The organism is Enterobacter sp. BRE11, from assembly GCF_031844285.1.
In the GTDB taxonomy this organism is placed as follows: domain Bacteria; phylum Pseudomonadota; class Gammaproteobacteria; order Enterobacterales; family Enterobacteriaceae; genus Pantoea.
In genome coordinates this window covers 65902-87129 of record NZ_JAUZUX010000001.1, presented here as the reverse complement: position 1 = coordinate 87129, position 21228 = coordinate 65902, and the positions used below count along the sequence as shown (strand labels likewise).

At 60.6% G+C, this 21228-nt stretch carries 14 protein-coding genes; 9 read left to right on the top strand and 5 right to left on the bottom strand.

What is annotated here, in order from left to right:
- Positions 1-105: 105 nt before the first annotated feature.
- From Q9R34_RS00375 to Q9R34_RS00365, 3 genes are all read left to right on the top strand, one after another.
- Positions 106-693 (top strand): Yip1 family protein, encoded by a 588-nt coding sequence (locus tag Q9R34_RS00375; RefSeq protein ID WP_434126685.1) that lies wholly within the window; start codon positions 106-108, stop codon positions 691-693.
- Positions 694-915: 222 nt separating this feature from the next.
- Positions 916-1863, top strand: a complete 948-nt coding sequence (pbpG, locus tag Q9R34_RS00370) for a D-alanyl-D-alanine endopeptidase (protein ID WP_485891985.1) — start codon at positions 916-918, stop codon at positions 1861-1863.
- Between the two features lie 141 nt (positions 1864-2004).
- On the top strand, positions 2005-4443 hold the full coding sequence (locus tag Q9R34_RS00365; RefSeq protein WP_434126681.1) for a DUF3772 domain-containing protein: 2439 nt from the start codon (positions 2005-2007) through the stop codon (positions 4441-4443).
- A 48-nt stretch (positions 4444-4491) separates the two neighbouring features.
- On the opposite strand, the gene Q9R34_RS00360 is transcribed toward Q9R34_RS00365, so the two are convergent.
- The 3 genes from Q9R34_RS00360 to dld form a co-directional block, all read right to left on the bottom strand.
- The gene (locus Q9R34_RS00360) at positions 4492-7146 is read right to left on the bottom strand and encodes a beta-N-acetylhexosaminidase (RefSeq protein ID WP_485891984.1); all 2655 of its coding nucleotides are present in this window, start codon (positions 7144-7146) and stop codon (positions 4492-4494) included.
- Positions 7147-7179: 33 nt separating this feature from the next.
- Positions 7180-8550, bottom strand: a complete 1371-nt coding sequence (gene chiP, locus Q9R34_RS00355) for a chitoporin ChiP (RefSeq protein ID WP_485892212.1) — start codon at positions 8548-8550, stop codon at positions 7180-7182.
- Positions 8551-8879: 329 nt separating this feature from the next.
- The gene (gene dld / locus Q9R34_RS00350) at positions 8880-10592 is read right to left on the bottom strand and encodes a D-lactate dehydrogenase (protein ID WP_485891983.1); all 1713 of its coding nucleotides are present in this window, start codon (positions 10590-10592) and stop codon (positions 8880-8882) included.
- 157 nt (positions 10593-10749) lie between these two features.
- Between dld and bglX the strand changes: the two genes are divergently transcribed.
- A complete protein-coding gene (gene bglX / locus Q9R34_RS00345) occupies positions 10750-13047 on the top strand; it encodes a beta-glucosidase BglX (RefSeq protein WP_485891982.1) in 2298 nt (765 codons plus the stop codon).
- A gap of 68 nt (positions 13048-13115) precedes the next feature.
- A complete protein-coding gene (locus Q9R34_RS00340) occupies positions 13116-13988 on the top strand; it encodes an oxygenase MpaB family protein (protein WP_434126674.1) in 873 nt (290 codons plus the stop codon).
- An 84-nt stretch (positions 13989-14072) separates the two neighbouring features.
- Here the strand turns inward: Q9R34_RS00340 and Q9R34_RS00335 are convergent, their stop codons facing one another.
- On the bottom strand, positions 14073-14366 hold the full coding sequence (locus tag Q9R34_RS00335) for a hypothetical protein (protein WP_434126672.1): 294 nt from the start codon (positions 14364-14366) through the stop codon (positions 14073-14075).
- Between the two features lie 262 nt (positions 14367-14628).
- Between Q9R34_RS00335 and Q9R34_RS00330 the strand changes: the two genes are divergently transcribed.
- The 3 genes from Q9R34_RS00330 (at position 14629) to idi (ending at position 18450) form a co-directional block, all read left to right on the top strand.
- Complete coding sequence (locus Q9R34_RS00330) at positions 14629-15738, top strand: suppressor of fused domain protein (RefSeq protein WP_434126669.1); 1110 nt, start codon at positions 14629-14631, stop codon at positions 15736-15738.
- 164 nt (positions 15739-15902) lie between these two features.
- On the top strand, positions 15903-17798 hold the full coding sequence (locus tag Q9R34_RS00325; RefSeq protein ID WP_434126667.1) for a methyl-accepting chemotaxis protein: 1896 nt from the start codon (positions 15903-15905) through the stop codon (positions 17796-17798).
- A gap of 118 nt (positions 17799-17916) precedes the next feature.
- Positions 17917-18450, top strand: coding sequence for an isopentenyl-diphosphate Delta-isomerase (gene idi, locus Q9R34_RS00320; protein ID WP_434126665.1), 534 nt, complete (start codon positions 17917-17919; stop codon positions 18448-18450).
- 179 nt (positions 18451-18629) lie between these two features.
- Here idi and Q9R34_RS00315 read toward each other — a convergent pair whose 3' ends face one another.
- Positions 18630-20105: an MFS transporter gene (locus tag Q9R34_RS00315; protein WP_485891981.1), complete on the bottom strand. Its 1476-nt coding sequence runs from the start codon at positions 20103-20105 to the stop codon at positions 18630-18632.
- A 208-nt stretch (positions 20106-20313) separates the two neighbouring features.
- Here Q9R34_RS00315 and osmF point away from each other — a divergent pair, with 208 nt between their 5' ends.
- A complete protein-coding gene (gene osmF, locus Q9R34_RS00310) occupies positions 20314-21228 on the top strand; it encodes a glycine betaine ABC transporter substrate-binding protein OsmF (RefSeq protein ID WP_434126661.1) in 915 nt (304 codons plus the stop codon).

Genomic DNA, 21228 nt, shown 5'->3' with positions numbered 1-21228 from the left:
GCGCTGCCTACAAAAGCAGCAATGCCGTTTATACTTCAAAGAATGCTGCCTGAGGGATCGGCGACGCGGATTCTGGGCGGCCTTTCGCATCTGCGAGGTGATGATATGAATCATGTCTGGGGTCTTATGGCGCATCCCGATCGGGAAATGCGCGATATCAAGCAAGAGAATGAAAGCGTTTCGCACCATTACACCCACCACGTCCTGCTGATGGCGGCGATCCCGGTGATCTGCGCTTTTATCGGCACGACGCAGCTGGGCTGGAATCTCGGGGAAGGGCAGTTTGTTCAGCTCAACCTGTTAACCGGCATTGCGCTTGGCGTGCTCTTTTACCTGGTAATACTGGGCGGCGTGGCGGTGATGGGCCGCGTTATTCACTGGATGGCGCGCGACTATCCGCAGCGGCCCAGCGTGCAGCGCTGTACGGTGTTTGCAGGCTATGTCGCCACGCCGCTGTTTCTGAGCGGCATTGTGGCGCTCTATCCGCTGGTCTGGCTCTGCGTGCTGGCGGGCGCGCTGGCGCTGGTCTATACCGGCTATCTGCTCTATATCGGCATTCCGCTGTTTCTGAATATTGACCGTGAAGAGAGCCTGCGATTTTCCGGCTCGACGCTGGCGATTGGCGTGCTGGTATTTGAAGTGCTGCTGGCGCTGACCGTGGTGCTGTGGGGCTACGGGCCGCGGCTGTTCTAACCCTCCGGCCAACCGCGCCAGCGGCGGATAACGCGCTCCGCCGCGCAAAGCGTCCTGCGACAGCCATGTCCAGGACGTTTTTTTTAACGCCCGGAAACATTCTCGCCAGGAAATTTCTTACGCTTCCGCGTATTATGCTGCTGCCAGCCTCCGCGTGGTCGGCTCTGCGGCGGGCGGCCTGTGTAAAACACGGCGTACTATCTTAATCGGTCTTTTTATAAGATGCCTGTAACCATTCGCTATTCACTGCTTACGCTGGCGCTGCTGTTCGGCGGCCAGGCGGCTATCGCGCCCGCGCAGGCGGCTACGTCACTCTCTCAGCTCGCGCCGGTCGCCGAGCCGCAAATTGCCTCCGGCAGCGCAATGATCGTCGATCTCAACACCGGCAAGGTGCTCTTCTCCAGCCACCCCAACCGCGTACGGCCTATCGCCTCCATCACCAAGCTGATGACGGTGATGGTGGCGCTGGATGCGAAGCAGCCGCTCGATGAGCGAATTTCGGTAGATATCAGCCACACGCCAGAGATGCGCGGCGTCTTTTCCCGCGTCAAGCTCAACAGCGAGATCAGCCGCCGCAATATGATGCTGCTGGCGCTGATGTCGTCGGAAAACCGCGCGGCGGCCAGCCTGGCACATCACTATCCTGGCGGCTACGACGCCTTTATCCGCGCCATGAACGCCAAAGCGCGCGCGCTGGGCATGACCCATACGCGCTACGTCGAGCCGACCGGCCTGTCGACGCAGAACGTCTCCAGCGCGGAAGACCTGGTTAAGCTGCTGCGCGCCACGCGCGACTATCCGCTGCTGGGCGAGCTGAGCACCACCAAAGAACAGACCGCGGTCTTCACCCATCCCAGCTATGCGCTGCCGTTCCGCAACACCAACCATCTGGTCTATAAAAACAACTGGCGCATCCAGCTCACCAAAACCGGCTATACCGACGAAGCGGGCCACTGCCTGGCGATGCGCACCACGATCAATAACCGGCCGGTGGCGCTGGTGGTGCTCGACGCCTTCGGCAAATATACCCACTTCGCCGACGCCAACCGTCTGCGCGACTGGCTGGAAACCGGCAAGGCTGCGCCGGTGCCGGCGGCGGCGCTCGCCTATAAAAAGCAGAAGGCGGGGCTGGTGGTGAACAACGTCCACGGCGCGGCGGTAGTGGAATAACCCTTTACCGGCGTCCGCGCGCGGACGCCGCAACCTGTTCAACGATAACGGCCAGCATTCCTATAGTTTCCCGGTGCGCCTGGCCCTAAACTACGCGCCAACGCGATGGCCGTTCGCCTGAATTTGTGCTGGAACCCCTATATGTTTACGTTACGCCTCTTTTTACCGCTGCTGATGCTGCTGACGGCGACGCTGTTCCCCGTCTGCGGTATGGCAGACGACGACGCGGCCGATGCCGCGCAGCAAGCTGACGCCGCGCCCAAAGTGAACGCGGCGGTTGAGCTGCCGAAAATGCAGAAGGTCCTCGACAAGATCAAAGGTCAGGTGTCGGGGCAGACCAACGAAAACCAGCTGACGCAGCTTAACGAACTGGCGCTGGAGCTGTCGGGCAACGCCGATACGCTCGCGCAGGCGCTGCAGCCGCAGCGTCAGCAGCTCGACGCGCAGCTGGCGGTGCTGGGCCCTGCGCCAAAAGCGGACAGCGGCGTGAAAGAGACGCCAGAAGTGACCCGCAAGCGCAGTTCGCTGGAGGCGCAAAAGAGCAAGCTGGACGATCAGATCAAGCAGGCGGAAGGGATTAAGAACAGTGCCCTGATGCTTTCGTCGCAGATCACCAACCTGCGCCGCGATCTGATGAAAACCCAGCTGGCGCTGAACTCCGGCAGTATTCTCGGTCCGCGCTTCTGGGCGCCGCTCTTTGTGAAGCAGGACCTCGACAACGAAAAGATTGACGGCTTCCTGCAGGATTTGCAGGATACCGCCGCGCTGTCGTGGGAGCCAGGCTACCGTTTCGGCACCGTCGCCTGGCTGCTGGCAGCGATACTGGTGATGACGCTTGGGCGCCGCTACAGCGAAGAGTTCCTCGCCTGGATCAGCATCCACAAGATGCCGGAAGGGCGGCTGCGCCGCAGCTTCCTTGCGGCGGCGATCGCCCTGACCACGCTGGCGGCGGTGGTGCTGACCTTTAACTTCACCGCGCTGGCGTTCGCGCGCCGCGATGAGGTCTCCGGCGACGTGCAGGATTTCGTGTTCAGCCTGGTGAAGCTCAGCGTCTTCTGCGGTCTGATCGCCGGTCTGGGGCGCGCCTTTCTCTCTACGCGTCGCCCGAGCTGGCGTCTGCCCGCCATCTCCAACCGGGTGGCGACGGCGCTGAAGCCATTCCCGCCGATTACCGCCGCGCTGGTGTTTATTTTTCAGACGGTAGAGAACTTTAACTACACCGTCGGCACCAGCCTGAACACCACCATTTTCGCCAACGGCCTGACGGCGCTGCTCATCGGCAGCACCGCGCTGGCGATCAGCATGCGCACCAACCGTGTGCGCCGCCGCATGGTGCAGGAGGGCAATGCGCCGGAAGCGCGCTCAACGCTGGTAGGGCTGATTCAGATGGCGCTGACGCTGACGGCGGTCGCCATTCTGCTGTCGCTGATTATCGGCTACGTCACCCTGGCGCGCTTCCTGAGTTACGAGGTGGTGTGGTGCGGCATTCTGTTCGGATCCTTCTACTTTCTCAGCCATCTGATCAATGACGGCTGCGAAAGCCTCTTTTCCGTCAACAGCCTGACCGGCCGACGGCTGCAAACCTCGCTCAATATCGACGAGCGCCACCTGCAGCAGGCGGCGACGCTGCTGGCCGCGCTGGGCAAAACCCTGCTGATCGGCATTGTCGCGCTGGCGCTGCTTAACGGCACCTTCGCCTCGTCGACGCCGATCGAGCTGCTGCAGAAGGCGATTGAGTTCTGGGGCGGAAAAGGGCTGGAGTCGCTGAACATCGTGCCGGCGCACATGGTCAATGCGATTATCTGTCTGGTGGTGGGCATCTACGTGCTGCGCAGCGTGCGCCGCTGGCTCGATAACGATTTCCTGCCGAAGACCACCATGGATGCCGGCATGCGCGTATCGCTGATCACGCTGTTCAGCAATATCGGCTACGTGCTGGTGATCCTGCTGACGCTGTCGATAATGGGCCTGCAGTGGAACAAGCTGGCGTGGATCGTCAGCGCGCTGTCGGTGGGTATCGGTTTCGGCCTGCAGGAGATTGTGAAGAACTTTATCTCTGGCCTGATCCTGCTGACCGAGCGGCCGGTGAAGGTGGGCGATCTGGTCACCATCAGCGGCATCGAGGGCGATATCCGCCGTATCAACGTGCGCGCCACCGAAATCCAGCTGGGCGACAAGTCGACGGTGATCGTGCCGAACTCGCAGTTTATCTCCCAGAACGTGCGCAACGCCACCATGGGCAACGCGCAGGGCGTGGTGACCATTACGCTGACTTTCCCGCTCAATATCGATCCGGTGCGGGTGCGCGAGCTGCTGCTCGAGGTCTATAACGAGAATGAACGTATTCTCGATACGCCGGAGCCGTCGGTCTCCTTTAAGGATCTGACAGCGCAGGGCATCATCCTGAGCGTGACCGGCAACGTCGCCAGCCAGCGGCAGATTTCGGGCGCGAAGAGTGACCTGCTGTTCGATATTCTGACGCGCCTGCGCAAAGAGGGCATCGTGCTGTCGACGCCGCAGACCATGATTATCGAGCGCCGCCAGCAGATGGCGCAGCAGGCGGACGAACCGCTGCCGTAATTCACACGCAAAAAAGGCTTCCAGCAGGAAGCCTTTTTTATCCTCTGTTCAGAGCGCTTCCACCCGGCTAAATCGCTTGCCGTCAGGGCTAAGGGTGCGGACCTTTACCGAACCGGCGACGGAGGGGCGCTCGTCAGGCGAGTAGCGCCGCCAGCTGGCGCCGTTATCGGTACTGTATTCGAGCGCCAGCCCTGGCAGGGCAACGTTCATTTCCAGTACGCCGTCGACGATTCTGGCGCCCGGCTGCGGCAGGTGCCAGGCGATGCCAGCGCGCTCAAGCTTCGCTAGTTCGCGCTGCCCCAGCAGGCTGGCGAAGCGCTGCCACTCTTTTCGCAAAAGATGTTGATCGACCCACTGCGTTTTGCCGCCGATAAATTCGCGGCCGGGCTGGTAATCAAGCTCCCACTCGGCGCGATGCCAGGCGCGTTCGGCCGCCGCCAGCAGCCGGGGATAGAGCATATATTCCATTTCGGCATCCGTGCGCACCGTTTCGCTCCACAGCTGAGTAGAGAGGCCGTAAGCGCCGGGCCAGGGCTTGTCGGATTTGGCGCTGAAGAACTGGCCGTCACGGTCTACGGAGGTTTCCGCATTTTGAGGCAGGTTGTCTGGCGCGAAGCTAAACACCTTCCGCTCATCGCTGTAGCGTGTACCCCAGTAGTAGCCGCGCTCAAGAGGATTCACTTCGCTGGGGAAATCGAGGTAGAGATAATCGGGGCTGGAGACTACGACATCGTAACCTTTTTGCGCCCAGTCGGCTGCGCTATCGTATCCGCCCCAGTAGAGCGTATCCCAGAAATTAACCGCAACGCGCGAGGTAGCGAAAGCCTTTGCGTCTTCTGCGTCTTTCAATCCATCCTGCCAGGCCTGCATGCCGGCAATGCCGTGCTGGCTGACCAGCTGACTTACTTTCAGCGCGAAGTGGCTCGGCAGATGTTCAAGATCTTTTACCGTGCCCGCCTTCACCAGGGCCTGACAGGCGGCAGATTTAGCCCAGGGTTTATCTTGTTTGCTCCAGTCCTGAATGCCGGTGCCGGGCTTCGGTGCTCTGCTGTCGCTGTAGCCTGCGCCAAAGCGGATATTTTTAGCCTCGTCGCCGCCAAAGTGCCAGGTTGAGAGCGGCTGACCCGCTTCGCGATGCATCGCCTGAAATTCACTGATGATCTTATCGACGAAGCGGGTGGACGATTCGAGGCAGGGATTGAGATAGCTGGTGCGATCGTACAGCTGCACGGAGGTCGTACTGGAGCTGTCTGTAGGATCCAGCAGGCGAAACTCCTGAGCGCCTGCCGTATCGCCCGCCTGCATCAAACGTCGATAGCGCGCTTCCATTGAGATTACGGCCGCCCGCGCATGGGCGGGCATATCGATCTCCGGTATGACGGTGATATGGCGGGCGCTGGCGTAGCGGACTATCTCAATGTAGTCGGCGCGGCTAAAGTAGCCGCTGCCGTTATTGTCGCTGAACGGACCGGAACCAAGCTGCGGCAGCAGGCAGCGCTGTTCGCTCAGATCGTGGCAGCGTTTGCCGCCGACCTCTGTCAGTTCTGGCAAGCCAGGAATTTCAATACGCCAGCCTTCGTCATCGCTGAGATGAAAGTGGAAGCGGTTCATTTTCCAGGCGGCCATCTCATCCAGTAAACGTAATACGGCCGCTTTACTGTGGAAGTTGCGCGCCACGTCCAGAAATGCGCCGCGGTAGGCAAAGCGCGGCGCGTCGCTGGCCGTCAGCGTGGCGATGTGCGGCGCGCCCTGCGCAGGCAGCAGCGACAGAATCGACATTGCGCCGTAGAACAGTCCGGCAGGATCAAAGGCGATAATCTGCGCGCCACGCTTTTTGATCTCCAGCTTATATGCGCCGGAGCGAGCCAGCGCGCCGCTAAACGCGTCGGCCCGAACGTCTCCCTTGATCGCATAGCCAGTCGGGTTTTCCGGGGCATTGAGCCGGGCGAAACGATGGCTGAGCGCCGTGCGGCTCTCCGCGCTAAGGCCGTTGAGCTCCAGAGCGATACCGCGGCTGAGATCGGCATCCGCCTCATGCACCTCTAATTTGAGCGGCGTGGGGGTAATCTGCCCGCGTAGCGCCGCGACGGGCAGGGCGGTGATGTCGCGGTTTTTATCAAAGCGGCTGGCAGGCTGCATCAGCACGTTCTGGTCGTCGGCGGTGCGCTTCCACTGCGCGTCAAACGGCTTGACGAATCGCGTTAGATCCTCGGTATCGGTGCTGTGGATGATTTTGGGCGCAGCATCGCCAGCGGTGACATACCAGCGCGGCATAACGTCGGTGATAAAAAGCTGCCAGTACTCATTGATAATCGGAATCGATATCGACTCGCCAGCAGCGATACCTTTAAATTTGCTGGTGGGCTCCAGCCGGGTTAAGTCGCCGACCAGATGCGTCATTTTGAACTGTTCGTTATCAACGCGCAGCGTCTGATGGACGTTGCTCATGTAGATCGCCCAGTTTTTGCTGGTTAGCGCAGGGCCGTTATTGGTCAGCGTAATGGTGGCGCGGTTGCAGGCGGCCCAGTCAGCGCCAAGCGCGGCGCAATCGACGCCGTGGCTTGCCGCCTGGTTATCCGTCACCTTATAGCTGACGCCGAATGCGCTGATTTGATCGACGATCTGCTGGTCTGGCGTACTGCCGTAGGCCGTCAGGCTAAGCAGGCTGACGGCTATCGCGCTAAGTGTTGCTGTTTTCTTCATCTTCTGTCCTTAGACGTTATGGGCCGACAGGCCTCAGAGCAGAGTAAAAGGCGCTATCACCATAAATTTCACATCATGTTCATCCTGGAAGATATTGCCGTAGCCGCCGCTGTAGCTGGGAAGGCTGGAGTGATTGTCGTAGCGGGTATAGTGAAGTTTGAACTGCGTGTCTCTGGCGCGACCTTGCTGGATGACATAGGCCAGGTCGAGATTCCAGGCCGACTCGCGCAGGCGCTGGCGTTGGTCGAAAGCAGGATTGCCTGATGGCCTGGCGTCCCAGCCCCAGGCGTAAGAGGTGCCAACTTTCCAGCCTTCAAGGCGCCAGGGCGCAAGATCCAGCATGACGCCTGCGAACAGCGCTTTTTCGCCATTGGCGTTCCAGTCAGAACGGGCATCCCACCAGATATCGAGACGTCCATTGGAGCTGGCATAGCCGGGCGTCATGCGCTGTAAAAAGAAGCCCTGATTGCCTTCCGCCTTGACCCAGGTGCCTTCCAGCCGCAGATCAACCGGCCCCAGGGTGTAGCCGAACGTCATCGCCTGCAGCCAGGCCAGTCCATCATAGACGCTGTTGACGCTGTTTGCGCCGCCGTCAGCTTTATCGCGCGCGCCGTAGAACTGATAGCTGGTGCGCAGATCGTTGCCCGCCAGCGGAAGGTGCCAGGCAAGTTTGCTGAAATATTGATCCATATAATGCGCGGCCTGACCAAATGCGCCCTCCAGCGATAGCCTGTCGTTAAAGGCATATTTGGCACCGATGGAGTGCAGATAGCTGACGCCGGTTTTAGCGTCGGCCTGACGAAAGTTATACAGGCGCGTATACCAGGGGGCTTTATATTTATCGCTCCACATATAGGAAAGAGAGAGTGCGCCAGCCTCTGCAAAATCATATTTCGCGCCCGCTTCTATGCCGCGATAGGTGCCAGGCAGAAAACTCCAGTGAGGGGCCAGCAAGGTTTGACCGGTCGGCTGAATATAACCTGCGTGCAGCCAGTAGTGGTTATATTTCCCTTTCAGCGCCGCTTTATAAATGCTGGCGCCGTTTTTATCGCCGCTCCATTTTTCATCCCAGCGCGTGCGCGCATCGCTAAAACCTATTTCATTGGGCGCCGCAGGACCGCCGTTAAACATTTCTAACGCGCCGAAAACGCCGACATCGACACCGATGATGTCGGCCGCAAAGCCCGACTGAAAATCCAGCGCGGCGTTAAGGGTCGCGTGATGAAGATTTTGTTGGTATTTGCCGTAATGCGGGCTGTCGGTTAGCAGATCTTTTCTGTCGCGCTGACGCTGCCAGTAATAAAGCGTTCCTGTAAGTGAGGAAGCTTCAATAAAGCCGGTTGCCGGAGCGGGCGAGGCTGAAACAGACGTGTTGAAGATAAGAAAGAGAAAAATAAAATGCATGACGCAGTTTTTATAAGAGGCAGCCATAATAATTCCTTCCTGGAATAAAAATAAGAAATAGCCTGCTTTAGATTCGTGTTGATAATATTTTTCGCGGCGCGAATTATCAATTAATGGGGAGGGTTGCTGTGAGCGAGGGCACAAAATAAAAAGGGTTAAAACAGGCAGCCATGTTAAATATATGTATTTTTTCGGGCTTTTTTTTCCAGTTTCACACATTGATAACGGCGGGAAGAGAACGTTAATTTATCGCACAGAATAAGTTGTCGCGTATCAGCTGACGGCATTAAATAAGCCTCTGGCATGAGGCTTATCGAGAAAAGTAATAGCTAAGGCTGCTTCACCGCCCAGCCTTTTCGCTTGCTGGTTTTGCCAATCCCCGGATTAAAGGTATTGGTGGGATCGAGCCGACGGTAGAAGTCCGCCAGCTGCGGCTTCGCGCGATAGAGATGGCCGACGTTATGCTCCGCCGGATATTCTGCGCCGCGCGCCGCTAAAAGCGCCAGCATCTGCTCCTTCAGCGCATGCGCATCCACCCCTTTTTTCACAATGTAATCCTGATGGAAAACGTGGCAAAAGAAGTGGCCATAATAGAGGCGATGGCTGAGCGACCGGGTGATGTCCGGCGGCAGGGTTTCAAACCAGTCGCGATCGTTGCGGCGCAGCGCGATATCGAGCGCCAGGATATCCTCTACCTCGTCGGCGTGCACCGCGTGATAGCGCACCGCCGCGCCCGCCGCGGCGAAACGGTGCAGAAAGGCGTGCGCGCCCTCTTTGCCTTCGCACTCGAAAAAGGCGCCGCCGCCCTCGCGAAAATAGTCTTTCAGATAGTCGCGCGCCTCCTCGACGCCCGCGCCGGACATCTTCAGCAGCAGGTGATGCGCATATTTATCACGATACTGCTTCATGCGCTTCGGCAGATGGGCCGGGAAGAGGGCGCTGACGCGCTGCAGCAGGCGATCGGTCAGGTGCGGCTTAACGAAGCTCAGCTTCGCCAGCCAGGCGTCGACGCGGCCCTTCAGGGTAAAAAACAGCGGCATCTTATCGGTGCCCAGCTTGTCAATCATCAGAAAGGTGTCTTTGCCGTAGACCTCGGCGATGTCGTAAATATCGCGATGCATATATTCGGCCGCCACCGGCAGATGGGTGAAGTGGGCGAGAATATGGCGGCGAATATCGCTCAGCACCGCTGGATCGTTGGTGCCGATATAGAACACCTGCTGCTGCGGTTCGCAGGGGAAGGTGTCCAGCCGTACCGCGAACACCGCCAGCTTGCCCGCGCAGCCGGAGGCTTCAAACAGTCGGCGCGCATCGGCGTTGAAGCGCGCTGGCGTATCGGCATCAACCTGCCGCACGCGGTCGGCATAGTCAGGGTCGGAGGCGTGACGTCCGTCGTGCTGCACATCCTCCGCTCGCCAGCGCTCATCGTCCAGCCGACCGAGAATCTCTTCCGGCGACGCGCCGAGATCGATGCCGAGATGGTTCACCAGCTTGAGCTTGCCCTGCTCGTCCACCTGGGCGAACAGCGCCATCTCGCTGTAGGCCGGGCCGCGTTTAATCAGCGAACCGCCGGAGTTATTGCAGACGCCTCCCAGCACCGAGGCGCCGATGCAGGAGGAGCCGATCACCGAATGGGGCTCGCGATTAAGCGGCTTCAGCGTTTTCTCCAGCTGGTAAAGGGTGCTGCCGGGAAAGGCGAGCACCTGTTTGCCGTCGTCGATCAGCTGCAGCTTATCGAGACGCCGCGTGCTGATAATCACCACCGGTCGATCGTAGTCGTTGCCGCTGGGCGTCGATCCCTCCGTCAGACCGGTATTGGCCGCCTGCATCAGGATAACGGCGTCGGCGCTGACCAGGGTTTGCAGCACGCGCCACAGCTCCAGCAGGGTGCCGGGAAAGACCACCGCCAGCGCCTCGCCTTCGCCGGAGCGAAAGCCTTTGCGGTAGCGCGCGGTCTGCTCCCGATCGGTAAGCAGGTGGGAGGGGCCAACGTGGCGGCGCAGATCGGAGAGTAAAGCGGAATGAGACGCTGGATGGATCATGTGCAATTCCCTTGTCATTACATGGCGCCATTACTGTAGCACGTCAGGGAAAAGCACGGCGCAGTGTGACGCTGGCGGCTACCTGCTATCCTCAACTTGTGGCACACTGCCGCCTGTTTATTCGATATTGCGCAGTTACTTAAGAGAACCCGACCTGATGAAATGGATTTACTCTGTTAGTCTCGCTGTCTCACTCGCTCTGCAACCCGCGCTGGCCGACGAGCTGACGGGACCGCATCCCATGAACGCGCAGGCGCGCGACGCTTTCGTTAATCAACTTCTGACCAAAATGACGCTGGACGAAAAAATCGGCCAGCTCAGGCTGATCAGCGTGGGGCCGGACACCCCGAAATCGGCAGTGCGCGACATGATAGAGAAAGGTCAGGTCGGCGCGATTTTCAATACCGTTACGCGTCAGGATATTCGCGCCATGCAGGATCAGGTGATGCAGCTCAACCGCCTGAAAATTCCGCTGTTTTTCGCCTATGACGTGGTGCACGGCCAGCGCACCATTTTCCCTATCCCGCTGGGGCTCGCCGCCAGCTGGAATCTCGACGCCGTCAGCGAGGTCGGGCGCGTCTCAGCCTATGAAGCCGCCGACGACGGGCTGAACATGACCTGGGCGCCGATGGTGGACGTCAGCCGCGAACCGCGCTGGGGCCGCATCTCCGAAGGGTTCGGCGAAGACACCTGGCTCTCTTCGCAGATGGGCAGCACCATGGTGAAGGCGATGCAGGGCAAAAGCCCCGCCGATCGCTATGCGGTCATGACCAGCGTCAAACACTTCGCCGCCTATGGCGGCATTGAGGGCGGCCGCGACTACAACACCGTGGACATGAGCTCGCAGCGCCTGTTCCAGGACTATCTGCCGCCCTATAAAGCTTCGCTCGACGCCGGCAGCGGCGGCGTAATGGTGGCGCTTAACTCGCTTAACGGCGTGCCCGCCACCGCCGATGGCTGGCTGCTGAAAACGGTGCTGCGCGACCAGTGGAAATTCAAAGGCATCACCATCAGCGACCACGGCGCGATCAAAGAGCTGCTCAAGCACGGCGTGGCGACCGATCCTGAAGATGCGGTGCGCGTCGCCCTGAAGTCGGGCATCGATATGAGCATGAGCGACGAATACTACAGCAAATATCTGCCGGGCCTGGTGAAGCGCGGCGCGGTGAGCATGTCGGAGATTGACGACGCGGCGCGCCACGTGCTGAACGTCAAATATGATATGGGGCTGTTCAACGATCCTTATAGCCATCTCGGCCCGAAAGAGAGCGATCCCCAGGATACCAACGCCGAAAGCCGCCTGCACCGCGCCGAAGCGCGCGACGTGGCGCGGAAAAGCATCGTTCTGCTGAAAAACCGGCTGGAGACCCTGCCGCTGAAGCGCGCTGGCACCATTGCGCTGATTGGGCCGCTGGCGGATAGCCAGCGCGATATTATGGGCAGCTGGTCGGCCGCGGGCGTGGCGAAGCAGTCGGTGAGCCTGCTGCAGGGCATGCGTAATGCCACTGCGGGTAAAGCGACGCTGCTCTACGCGAAAGGCGCCAACATCAGCGACAACAAGGGCATTCAGGACTTCCTCAACCTCTACGAGCAGGCGGTGTCGGTGGACGCGCGCTCGCCGCAGGCGCTGATCGACGAGGCGGTGGAGAAGGCGAAACAGGCGGACGTCATTGTCGCGGCGGTCGGCGAGGCGCAGGGGATGGCGCATGAGGCCTCCAGCCGTAGCGAACTCTCTATTCCAGCCAGCCAGCAGAAGCTGCTGGCGGCGCTGAAGGCCACCGGCAAACCGCTGGTAATCGTACTGATGAACGGCCGACCGCTGACGCTGGTCAATGAAGATCGCATGGCGGACGCGCTGCTGGAAACCTGGTTTAGCGGCACTGAAGGCGGCAACGCCATCGCCGACGTGCTGTTCGGCGACTACAACCCGTCCGGCAAGCTGCCGATCACCTTCCCGCGCTCGGTGGGGCAGATCCCGCTCTACTACAACCATCTGCCGACCGGCCGTCCCTATAACTTCGCTAAGCCGAACAAGTACACCTCGCACTACTATGATTCGGTAAACGGCCCGCTCTATCCGTTTGGCTATGGGCTGAGCTACACCCGCTTTAGCGTCTCGCCGGTGAAAATGTCGGCGGCCACGATGCCGCGCAACGGCACGGTCGAGGCGAGCGTAACGGTGACCAATACCGGCGATCGCGACGGTGCGACGGTGGTGCAGATGTACCTGAACGATCCGGTCGCCTCAATGAGCCGTCCGGTAAAAGAGCTGCGCGGCTTTAAGCGGATTATGCTTAAAGCGGGCGAATCGCAGACGGTCAGCTTTAAGATCGACGTGGACGCGCTGAAGTTCTGGAACCAGCAGATGCAGCAGGTGGCAGAGCCAGGCAAGTTCAACGTGATGATCGGGCTTGATTCGGTACGCACCCAGAACGCGCAGTTCGACTATCTCTGACGCTGCACGACACGCCTCTCCCGACCTGGCGGCCGGGAGAGGTGGCACACTAGGTTAACCGCAACCTTATGAACAGCATTCGCAACCGTATCCAGAACCAGATTTTCCGCGTTAACGGCCTGGCGCTCAATGAGTTTGATATTTCGCAGCCGCCCGGCGATCCCGGCCTCTTCGGCCCCGACAGCGTGATCTGGCGCGTGCACGGCGACTTTCCCGCTATGCTGTGCGGCGGCATCAGCGCCTTGCTGTTACAGATGCTGCATCCTTCCGCGCTGGCAGGCGTCTGGGATCACTCCAACTTTCGCCAGGATATGATGGGCCGCCTGCGGCGCACCAGCCAGTTCATTGCCGTAACCACCTTCGGCAATCGTCACGATGCCCGCCTGCTGATTGAGCGCATTAAAAACATTCATCTGCGCGTCAGCGGCATCGACAATTACGGCCAGCCCTACGCCGCCAGCGACCCGCATCTCCTCACCTGGGTGCACGTCGCCGAAACCAGCGCCTTTCTCGCCGCGCATCTGCGCTTTAAAAATCCGCGGCTCAGCCTGGGGGAGCAGGATCGCTACTACCAGGAAGCGGCGCTGATTGCCGAGGCGCTGGGGGCCACCGGCGTGCCGAAAAGCGTCGAGGCGGTGGGGCGTTACCTGCAGGATATGCGCGGGGAGCTGCGCTATGACGAGCGCACCGCCGAGGTGACGCGCCTGCTGCGCGCGGCGCCTGCGCCAGGCTGGCAGGCGAAGCCGGCGATGAAGGTCATGCTGAATTCGGGCATGGCGCTGCTGCCCGGCTGGGCGCAGCAGATGTCCGGCTACCGCTTCAGCCCGCTGTCGCGCGCGCTGCTCGACGCCGAGATGCGGCTGCTGGCAAAAACCCTGCGCTGGTCAATTACGCGCGGCGCATACCATCGCGCGATGCTGCGCATGGGACGCCAGCCTTAACGCTTTCTTAACCTTTTCTGCAGGCAGGCCTGTCGACGCTGCGCCGCCGCTTAACAGCGCGGCAGCGGGAAAGATAAACGAAGATTAATGATGAAATTCGTCGTGCGGCCGCGTATAGCTGCGCGGCGTGCGCCTCAGCCGCTGCTGCACGGCACGACGCTGCTGCAGGTGGTGCGCCAGCAGGCCGAGTCCGGCACCGATGGCAGCCAGCGACAGCAGGTCAGAGAGGAGATCGACCGGCAGCGCGATAAGCGCCCCCAGGCCGACCGCCATCAGCGTGGCCGCCAGCGTAGGCGAGGTATGGCGATAGAGAAGCCAGAGAAAAAGCGCGAAAACCGCCAGCTCATGCCAGGTGAAACCGGTAACGGGCTGCATCATGCATCTCCGATAAAAAAGGTCACTCGACCTTAGCACGCGGCTGCGCCTCAGAAACGCGAATAGCGTTTCACCATCCGGACCGCCCACGCTTTAGCGGCGCTGCGCTTTTCCGCGCCGCGCCGCGTGCGCCGCTTTACTTTTGCTTACCCTTGCGCGGGCGCACTGCGCCGACTTTGAGAGTTTTACCCTTGTCTCACGTGGCGGCAGTAAGGATCCTGCTCTAATCTCGGGGAAATGGATCCCTAAGCTTTGTCGAGGCGCTATGACTTACCAACCTCTGATTGCTGAGGTCCACAATCAGCAACATACACTGACGGCGATTGTCGAACAGGATGAGCGCACCGCTTATTTCTACATCTGGCCGACAGATCTGTTCCGCAGCCAGTATGCGGTGCGCGGCTGCTGGCTGCGCAACCTGTTGCCGGCGCCGGCGCAGGAAGATCGCGCGGCGATGGAGCAGGGCATTGCGCCACTGCTCAGCGCCGAGTATTGCCGCACGCTGGAAGCGGAGCCGCCGCTCGATCCGGCGGGCCTGCAGGTGCTGTGGGAGCCGAGCGATGACGGCGCGGCGCTGTGGTATTACGGCCAGCTGCTGGCGGTGATCCCCGGCTGGAGCCTCTACCAGGATAAGCAGGTCAGCTTCTCTGCTGGCTGCATCAAAAAAAACCGGCTGACCGCGCCGCTCGGCTCCGCCTCCACCAACGACTACTACGCGCGCGCGGAGCATCAGCGTCAGTTCTGGCGCGACTGGCACGACGGCAATGAGTGGGATCGGGTGCAGCAGGCGCTGCTGCAGCGCTATCAGGCGCAGTTTGGCGAGTCGATGAAGTATTACGCCATCGATCAGGGCAGCTGGCCGCCGATGGCGATCTCCCAGCACTGGCATCAGGGCGTGTGGTATTTCCTCACCCTCGGCATGAGCATTCGCCCGATGCCGCAGGTGGACTATCTGTTTGACGAACTGGCGCCGCAGTATCGCCGCGTCGAGCTGGCGATGGCGGTGGATGGCGAAGTGATGACTGAAGGCAACGCGGTGCAGATGGCGAGCGCGCTGGCGGAGTTCGCCCATCTCCCTTGGGCGCGCCTCACCTGGCTGGGCGAAGGCCATACGCTGGCGTCGGAGGTGGCGCCGGTCGGCTTTGAAAGCTTCCTGCTGGCCAACGCGCTGGCGGACGACAGCGCCCAGTTTAACCTGCCGAAGCGCGACGGCGATCGGCCTAACCTGCTGTGGGCAACGCCGATCACCGAGGCGGAGCGCCAGTTTGCGCAGGCGGATGAGCTGGGCGGTCAGCAGCTGGCGGAGCTGCTGATGGCGGCGGGCAATAACCATATCTTCCGTCCGCGCCAGCAGGTAGTGGAGAGCGAAATCTGACGGCGGCGCGCTGTTTGCCCGGCGCGCTACCTGGTCGTTAGCGACTAAATAATCACCTTTCTCAACGAGTTGTTAAATTTGTGATCTCGCGCATCTCAAGTTAGCTTTTGCCGCGCCGTTAACCCTGATCAGGCAATCGCGCCGTTTCTGCCAGGGGAAAGCAGATGCTAAAAACAACACAATCCCGCTTTACTGCGGTTCTTGTACTCTTTTTTCTCGTTTTGATGCTGATCACCGTGGTGGTGATTAAACAATTTATCGCGCCGCAGCTGACCGCTAACCAGAGCCAACTGGTGCGCTATCAGGTTGACGCGCTGGCGACCGGTATCGTGGAACAGATGAACCGCGTGCAGGCGCAGCAGCGCGCTATTACCGAAGCCGCGAGCGTTATGGAGAGTTCCGCCATCGACCAGATGCTGCCGGCGCTGGTAAACCAGTATCAGGACAGCAACGTCTTTGGCGGCGGCATCTGGCCGCTGCCTAACCGCCGCGATCCGGCGAAAGAGAAAGACAGCAGCTTCTTTGCGCGCAATGCCAGCAACCAGCTACAGGTCAACACCTACTGGAACTCTGACGCCGCCGACAAATACTGGGAGCAACCCTGGTACAAAGACGGCATGGCCGCGCCGAAAGGGCAGTGCGCCTGGGCGAAAGCCTACCAGGATGCCGCCAGTCCGCAGCCGCGCACCAACTGCGCCATGGCGATCTATCGCGACGGCACCGTCTGGGGCGTTGCCACCATCGACGTCACCCTCGGCTTTTTCAACCATCTGGCGAAAGAGATGGGCGACGCTATTCAGGGACGCGTGCTGATCGTCGAGGCCGACGGCAAAGTCGTGGGCAATGCCGCGCTGGTGGATGGTACGCCGAAGCTGGAAAACCTGACCGATCTGCAGCTGCCGATGGCGGCGCCGCTAAAAGGTCTGCTGAGCAGCGCGGGCACGCAGCCTACCGAGACGACCTTTGACGGAGAGGATGGCGAACACACGCTGTTCCTGCAGGCGATTCCGGGCAGCCCGTGGTATCTGGCCAGCGACGTGCCGACCAGCCTGCTCACCGCGCAGACGCACGACATGCTGACGCGCCTTGGCCTGGTGCAGATCCCGCTGGCAATCGTGCTGCTGCTGGTGCTGCTGGGCTTTATTCGTTCAATGATGAAGCGTCTTAACGCGCTGCACAGCAATATCGACGCGCTGGCGCAGGGCGGGGCCGATCTGACCCAGCGTTTGCCGACCAGCAACAGCCCGGAGTTCAACGCCGTGGCGCAGAGCTTCAACAACTTTATCGGCTATCTGCAGGGGCTGATGCGTCAGGTCGGCGACAGCGCGCTGGCGATCACCGCCGCATCGCGCGAGATCGCCAGCGGCAACGCCAACCTCTCGTCACGCACCGAAGATCAGGCCAGCTCAATCGTCGAAACCGCTGCCTCTATGGAGCAACTGACCGGCACGGTGCGCCAGAATGCCGATAACGCCACCCACGCCAACCAGCTGGCGGGCAATGCGTCGCAGGTGGCGGCGCGCGGTACGGAAGTGGTGCGTCAGGTGGTAAGCACCATGGGCGAGATCCATCACTCGTCACGTAAAGTGGTCGATATCATCAGCGTTATCGACAGCATCGCCTTCCAGACCAACATCCTGGCGCTCAACGCCGCGGTAGAGGCCGCGCGGGCAGGCGAGCAGGGCCGCGGCTTCGCGGTGGTCGCCTCTGAGGTGCGCAATCTGGCACAGCGTTCGGCCAACTCGGCGCGCGAAATCAAAAAGCTGATTGAGGAGTCGGTGGCCAACATCGATGCCGGCAGCCAGCTGGTGGAGCAGGCGGGTGAGACCATGGATGAACTGATGCAGGGCGTCAGCAGCGTCACCACGTTGATGAGCGAAATCATGTCCGCCAGCCGCGAGCAGAGCATGGGCATTGAGCAGGTGAACGTGGCGATCACTCAGCTCGACGGTACCACGCAGCAGAACGCCGCGCTGGTGGAGCAGGTTTCCGCCGCCGCCCAGGCGATGGAAGAGCAGAGCGTGCAGCTGGAGCAGGTGGTGCAGAGCTTCCGCCTGTAAGCGTCATCCACGGGCTCGCGCAGGCGAGCCCGTTTTTTTGCGGCAAACCGCACAAATTCACGCGGCATGAAACGGCAGGGATGTGCCAGAATAGTCAGAGTTATCTTAAGGAATCCTCATGTCTGCTATCGAAGTTATTCTCGTCGACTATCTCGATCGTCCCACCGGTAAAATGGAAAAGCTGGAAGTGCATGAGAAGGGACTGCTGCATCGCGCGGTCACGGTCTACGTATTTAATTCGTCTGGCGAACTGCTGCTGCAGCGCCGCGCCAGCGGCAAATACCACTGCGGCGGGCTGTGGAGCAACACCACCTGCGGGCACCCCTGTCCGGCGGAGCCAACGCAGCAGGCAGCGGAGCGCCGCCTGTACGAGGAGATGGGGCTGGCGCTGTCGCTGACGCCGGTCTTTGAGCTGAGCTACAATCTGCCGCTCAGCAACGGCCTGATCGAGCATGAGTATGGCCATGTCTATTTCGCCGTCAGCGATGAGCCACCGACGCCCGACCCCCAGGAAGCGGACGACTGGCGCTATCTCTCGGTGAGCGACATCCAGCGCGCGATGCTTGAGGAGCCGCAGCAGTTTACGCCCTGGTTTCTCTACACCTTTCCACGCATCCCCGCCTATTTAAATGCGTTGAGTATGCCGGCATAAAGACGCACCGTCTGTAGAACTTCTTACAGCTGGCACTTTGCCTGCAAGCGGAAGAGAGAGGCCGAAGAGCAAAGCGTCCCGCCTCAGGAAGAGGCGGGACGAGCTGGCAGGGATGCCGCTTTTGCGTCTTTGCGATCGGCCCCTCTCTTCCGCGTTAGCACTCAGCCCGACCGAGTTTTTTAACGTCCGGCAAAATCTTCCGCGTCCACATCGTAGCCCGACGGCTCCCAGCGGATCGCCAGCAGCGCCAGCAGACCGGCCAGCGGCGCCAGGAAAATCACCCAGAAAACGCCGGTGCCCAGCGCGGCGACCAGCACCGGAAACAGAAACAGCGAAACGGTTGAGCTGCCGCGCATCAGCGTCTGGTTAAAACCGACGCCGACGCCGCGCAGCGAAGTGGGGTAGCTGAGTGACGCAAAGGTCATGGTATGCGAACCGGGGCCAAAACCCTGACCAAATAAGAACAGCGCCAGCATCGCGATGGCGATGCCCGCCTCCTGACCGCCTTCGGGACGCCCAATCAGCGCCAGTCCCAGCAGCGCCACGCACTGGCAGGCGTAGCCTGCCACCGACATCTTCCACGCGCCCAGACGCGGCACCAGGCGTACCGCCAGCACACCGCCAACAAAGGCGAACAGCAAGTTGAGCGCCAGCGACACCAGAATCGTGGTCAGCATCGACTGCGCGAAAAAGCTGGTGATGATCACCGGCAGGCCAAAGGCCACCGCGTTATAGGCGAAGGAAGAGGCGACGGAGATAATGGTCGCCAGCAGCGTGCGGCGCAGGTAGACGCCGCGCAGCAGCGCGCCGTAGTTGCGCCAGCTGGCGCGGCGCGCAGGCTGGACAGGCGCCGCTGACGCCTCCTCCGCCACCTGAGCGTTGATATTCCAGCCGCTGCGCAAAATGGCGGCCGCGCCTTTCAGATCGCCCTGACTGGCCGCCCAGACCGGCGACTCGCTCATATAGCGGCTGCGGATAGCGATAATAATCAGCGCCGGCACCGCGCCGAAGCCGAGGATCAGGCGCCACAGCCAGCCGGTGTGGCTCTCCGGCAGCACCGCGTAGAGCAGCAGCACCAGCAGATAGGAGATGCTGATTGCCGCATACCAGGTAGGACACCACATCGACACGCTGGCCGCCTTGTTGCCCTTGCCGCGCAGGCGGGAAAACTCGGCGAGAAACGCCATCGCCACCGGTAGATCGATACCGACACCCAGCCCCATCACAAAGCGCGCACCGCCCAGCACATACTCATTAGGCGCAAAGGCGCAGGCGAGCGCTGCCACCACGAAAAAGAACATATCCGCCATAAAAACGCGATAGCGGCCGATCTTATCGGTGAGGTAGCCGCCGATCAGCGCGCCGACAATGGCACCAAAGGTAATCGCCGAGGCGACCATGCCGGTGCCGGTTGGGGAAAGGTTAAACTCCCGCGCCACATCCTTGATGCCGAACGCCAGCGCGCCAAGATCGTAAGCATCGAGAAACACCCCGCCCAGCGCGATCGCCACCACGATACGCGCGTTATTGCGCGCGCCGTCGCCGCTGTTGATCAGGCGCGAGACGTCAGCCGCGCTGCGGATCCACTCCGTTTCCCGTTCGGGCCGGTTCCCTGTTAACGCCACGTGGGCGGAAGATGAAGTCATGTCGGTCATAATGTTGTCTGTAATTATTGTGAGTGAATGGACAGCTTACCGTCCAGACGTCTGGACGTAAATTCTTTTCAGTTATAACCAGGCCGATAACAGTATGAAAAAGTTGAGGCGCGACACTTCACGCTTCAGGCAATGTGTTTCGCGATGCAGGACGAAACGACTATTCTCTATAAGCACCTCACAAATAACCGAATTAAAGGAACACCTCATGGCAAGGTCTGGTTTTCTGGCATTGACGGCAGCCGCGCTGCTGCTGGCAACAGGCGCGGCGCAGGCCGCCGATCCCGTGCGCGTAGGTTCGAAAATCGATACGGAAGGTTCGCTGCTGGGCAATGTCATCCTGCAGGTGCTGGAAAAGCACGGCGTGAAAACGGTGAATAAAATCCAGCTCGGCAACACCCAGGTGGTGCGCGGCGCCATTACCGCCGGTGAACTGGACATCTATCCCGAATATACCGGCAACGGCGCGTTCTTTTTTAACGACGAAAAAGACGCCGCCTGGAAAAATGCGCGTCAGGGCTATGAGAAGGTGAAAAAGCTCGACGCCGACAAAAATCAGCTGGTGTGGCTGACGCCTGCGCCAGCGAATAACACCTGGACCATCGCGGTGCGTCAGGATGTCGCCCAGCAGAACAAGCTCAGCTCGCTTGACGATCTCAGCAGCTACCTGAAAAAAGGCGGCACCTTCAAGCTGGCGGCCTCGGCGGAATTTATCGAGCGCGGCGACGCTCTGCCAGCCTTTGAAAAAGCCTATGGCTTTAAGCTAAAACAGAGCCAGCTGCTCTCGCTGGCGGGCGGCGACACGGCGGTAACCATTAAGGCGGCGGCGCAGCAAACCTCCGGCGTCAATGCGGCGATGGCCTACGGCACCGACGGCCCGGTGGCGGCGCTGGGTCTGCAAACCCTGAGCGACCCTCGAGGCGTACAGCCAATTTATGCGCCGACGCCGGTCATCCGCGCCGCGGTGCTGAAAGCCTATCCCGACATCGAAAGCTGGCTGAAGCCGGTCTTCAGCAAACTGGATGAGAAAACCCTGCAGCAGCTCAACGCGAAGATCGCGGTCGAAGGCCAGGACGCCAGCAGCGTGGCGAGCGAATGGCTGCAGCAGCAGAAGCTGCTGTAA

Coding starts and splice junctions, on each gene's coding strand:
- Q9R34_RS00375 (WP_434126685.1), top strand. CDS start 106: ATGAATCATGTCTGGGGTCTTATGGCGCATCCCGATCGGGAAATGCGC.
- pbpG (WP_485891985.1), top strand. CDS start 916: ATGCCTGTAACCATTCGCTATTCACTGCTTACGCTGGCGCTGCTGTTC.
- Q9R34_RS00365 (WP_434126681.1), top strand. CDS start 2,005: ATGTTTACGTTACGCCTCTTTTTACCGCTGCTGATGCTGCTGACGGCG.
- Q9R34_RS00360 (WP_485891984.1), bottom strand. CDS start 7,146: ATGAAGAAAACAGCAACACTTAGCGCGATAGCCGTCAGCCTGCTTAGC.
- chiP (WP_485892212.1), bottom strand. CDS start 8,550: ATGCATTTTATTTTTCTCTTTCTTATCTTCAACACGTCTGTTTCAGCC.
- dld (WP_485891983.1), bottom strand. CDS start 10,592: ATGATCCATCCAGCGTCTCATTCCGCTTTACTCTCCGATCTGCGCCGC.
- bglX (WP_485891982.1), top strand. CDS start 10,750: ATGAAATGGATTTACTCTGTTAGTCTCGCTGTCTCACTCGCTCTGCAA.
- Q9R34_RS00340 (WP_434126674.1), top strand. CDS start 13,116: ATGAACAGCATTCGCAACCGTATCCAGAACCAGATTTTCCGCGTTAAC.
- Q9R34_RS00335 (WP_434126672.1), bottom strand. CDS start 14,366: ATGATGCAGCCCGTTACCGGTTTCACCTGGCATGAGCTGGCGGTTTTC.
- Q9R34_RS00330 (WP_434126669.1), top strand. CDS start 14,629: ATGACTTACCAACCTCTGATTGCTGAGGTCCACAATCAGCAACATACA.
- Q9R34_RS00325 (WP_434126667.1), top strand. CDS start 15,903: ATGCTAAAAACAACACAATCCCGCTTTACTGCGGTTCTTGTACTCTTT.
- idi (WP_434126665.1), top strand. CDS start 17,917: ATGTCTGCTATCGAAGTTATTCTCGTCGACTATCTCGATCGTCCCACC.
- Q9R34_RS00315 (WP_485891981.1), bottom strand. CDS start 20,105: ATGACCGACATGACTTCATCTTCCGCCCACGTGGCGTTAACAGGGAAC.
- osmF (WP_434126661.1), top strand. CDS start 20,314: ATGGCAAGGTCTGGTTTTCTGGCATTGACGGCAGCCGCGCTGCTGCTG.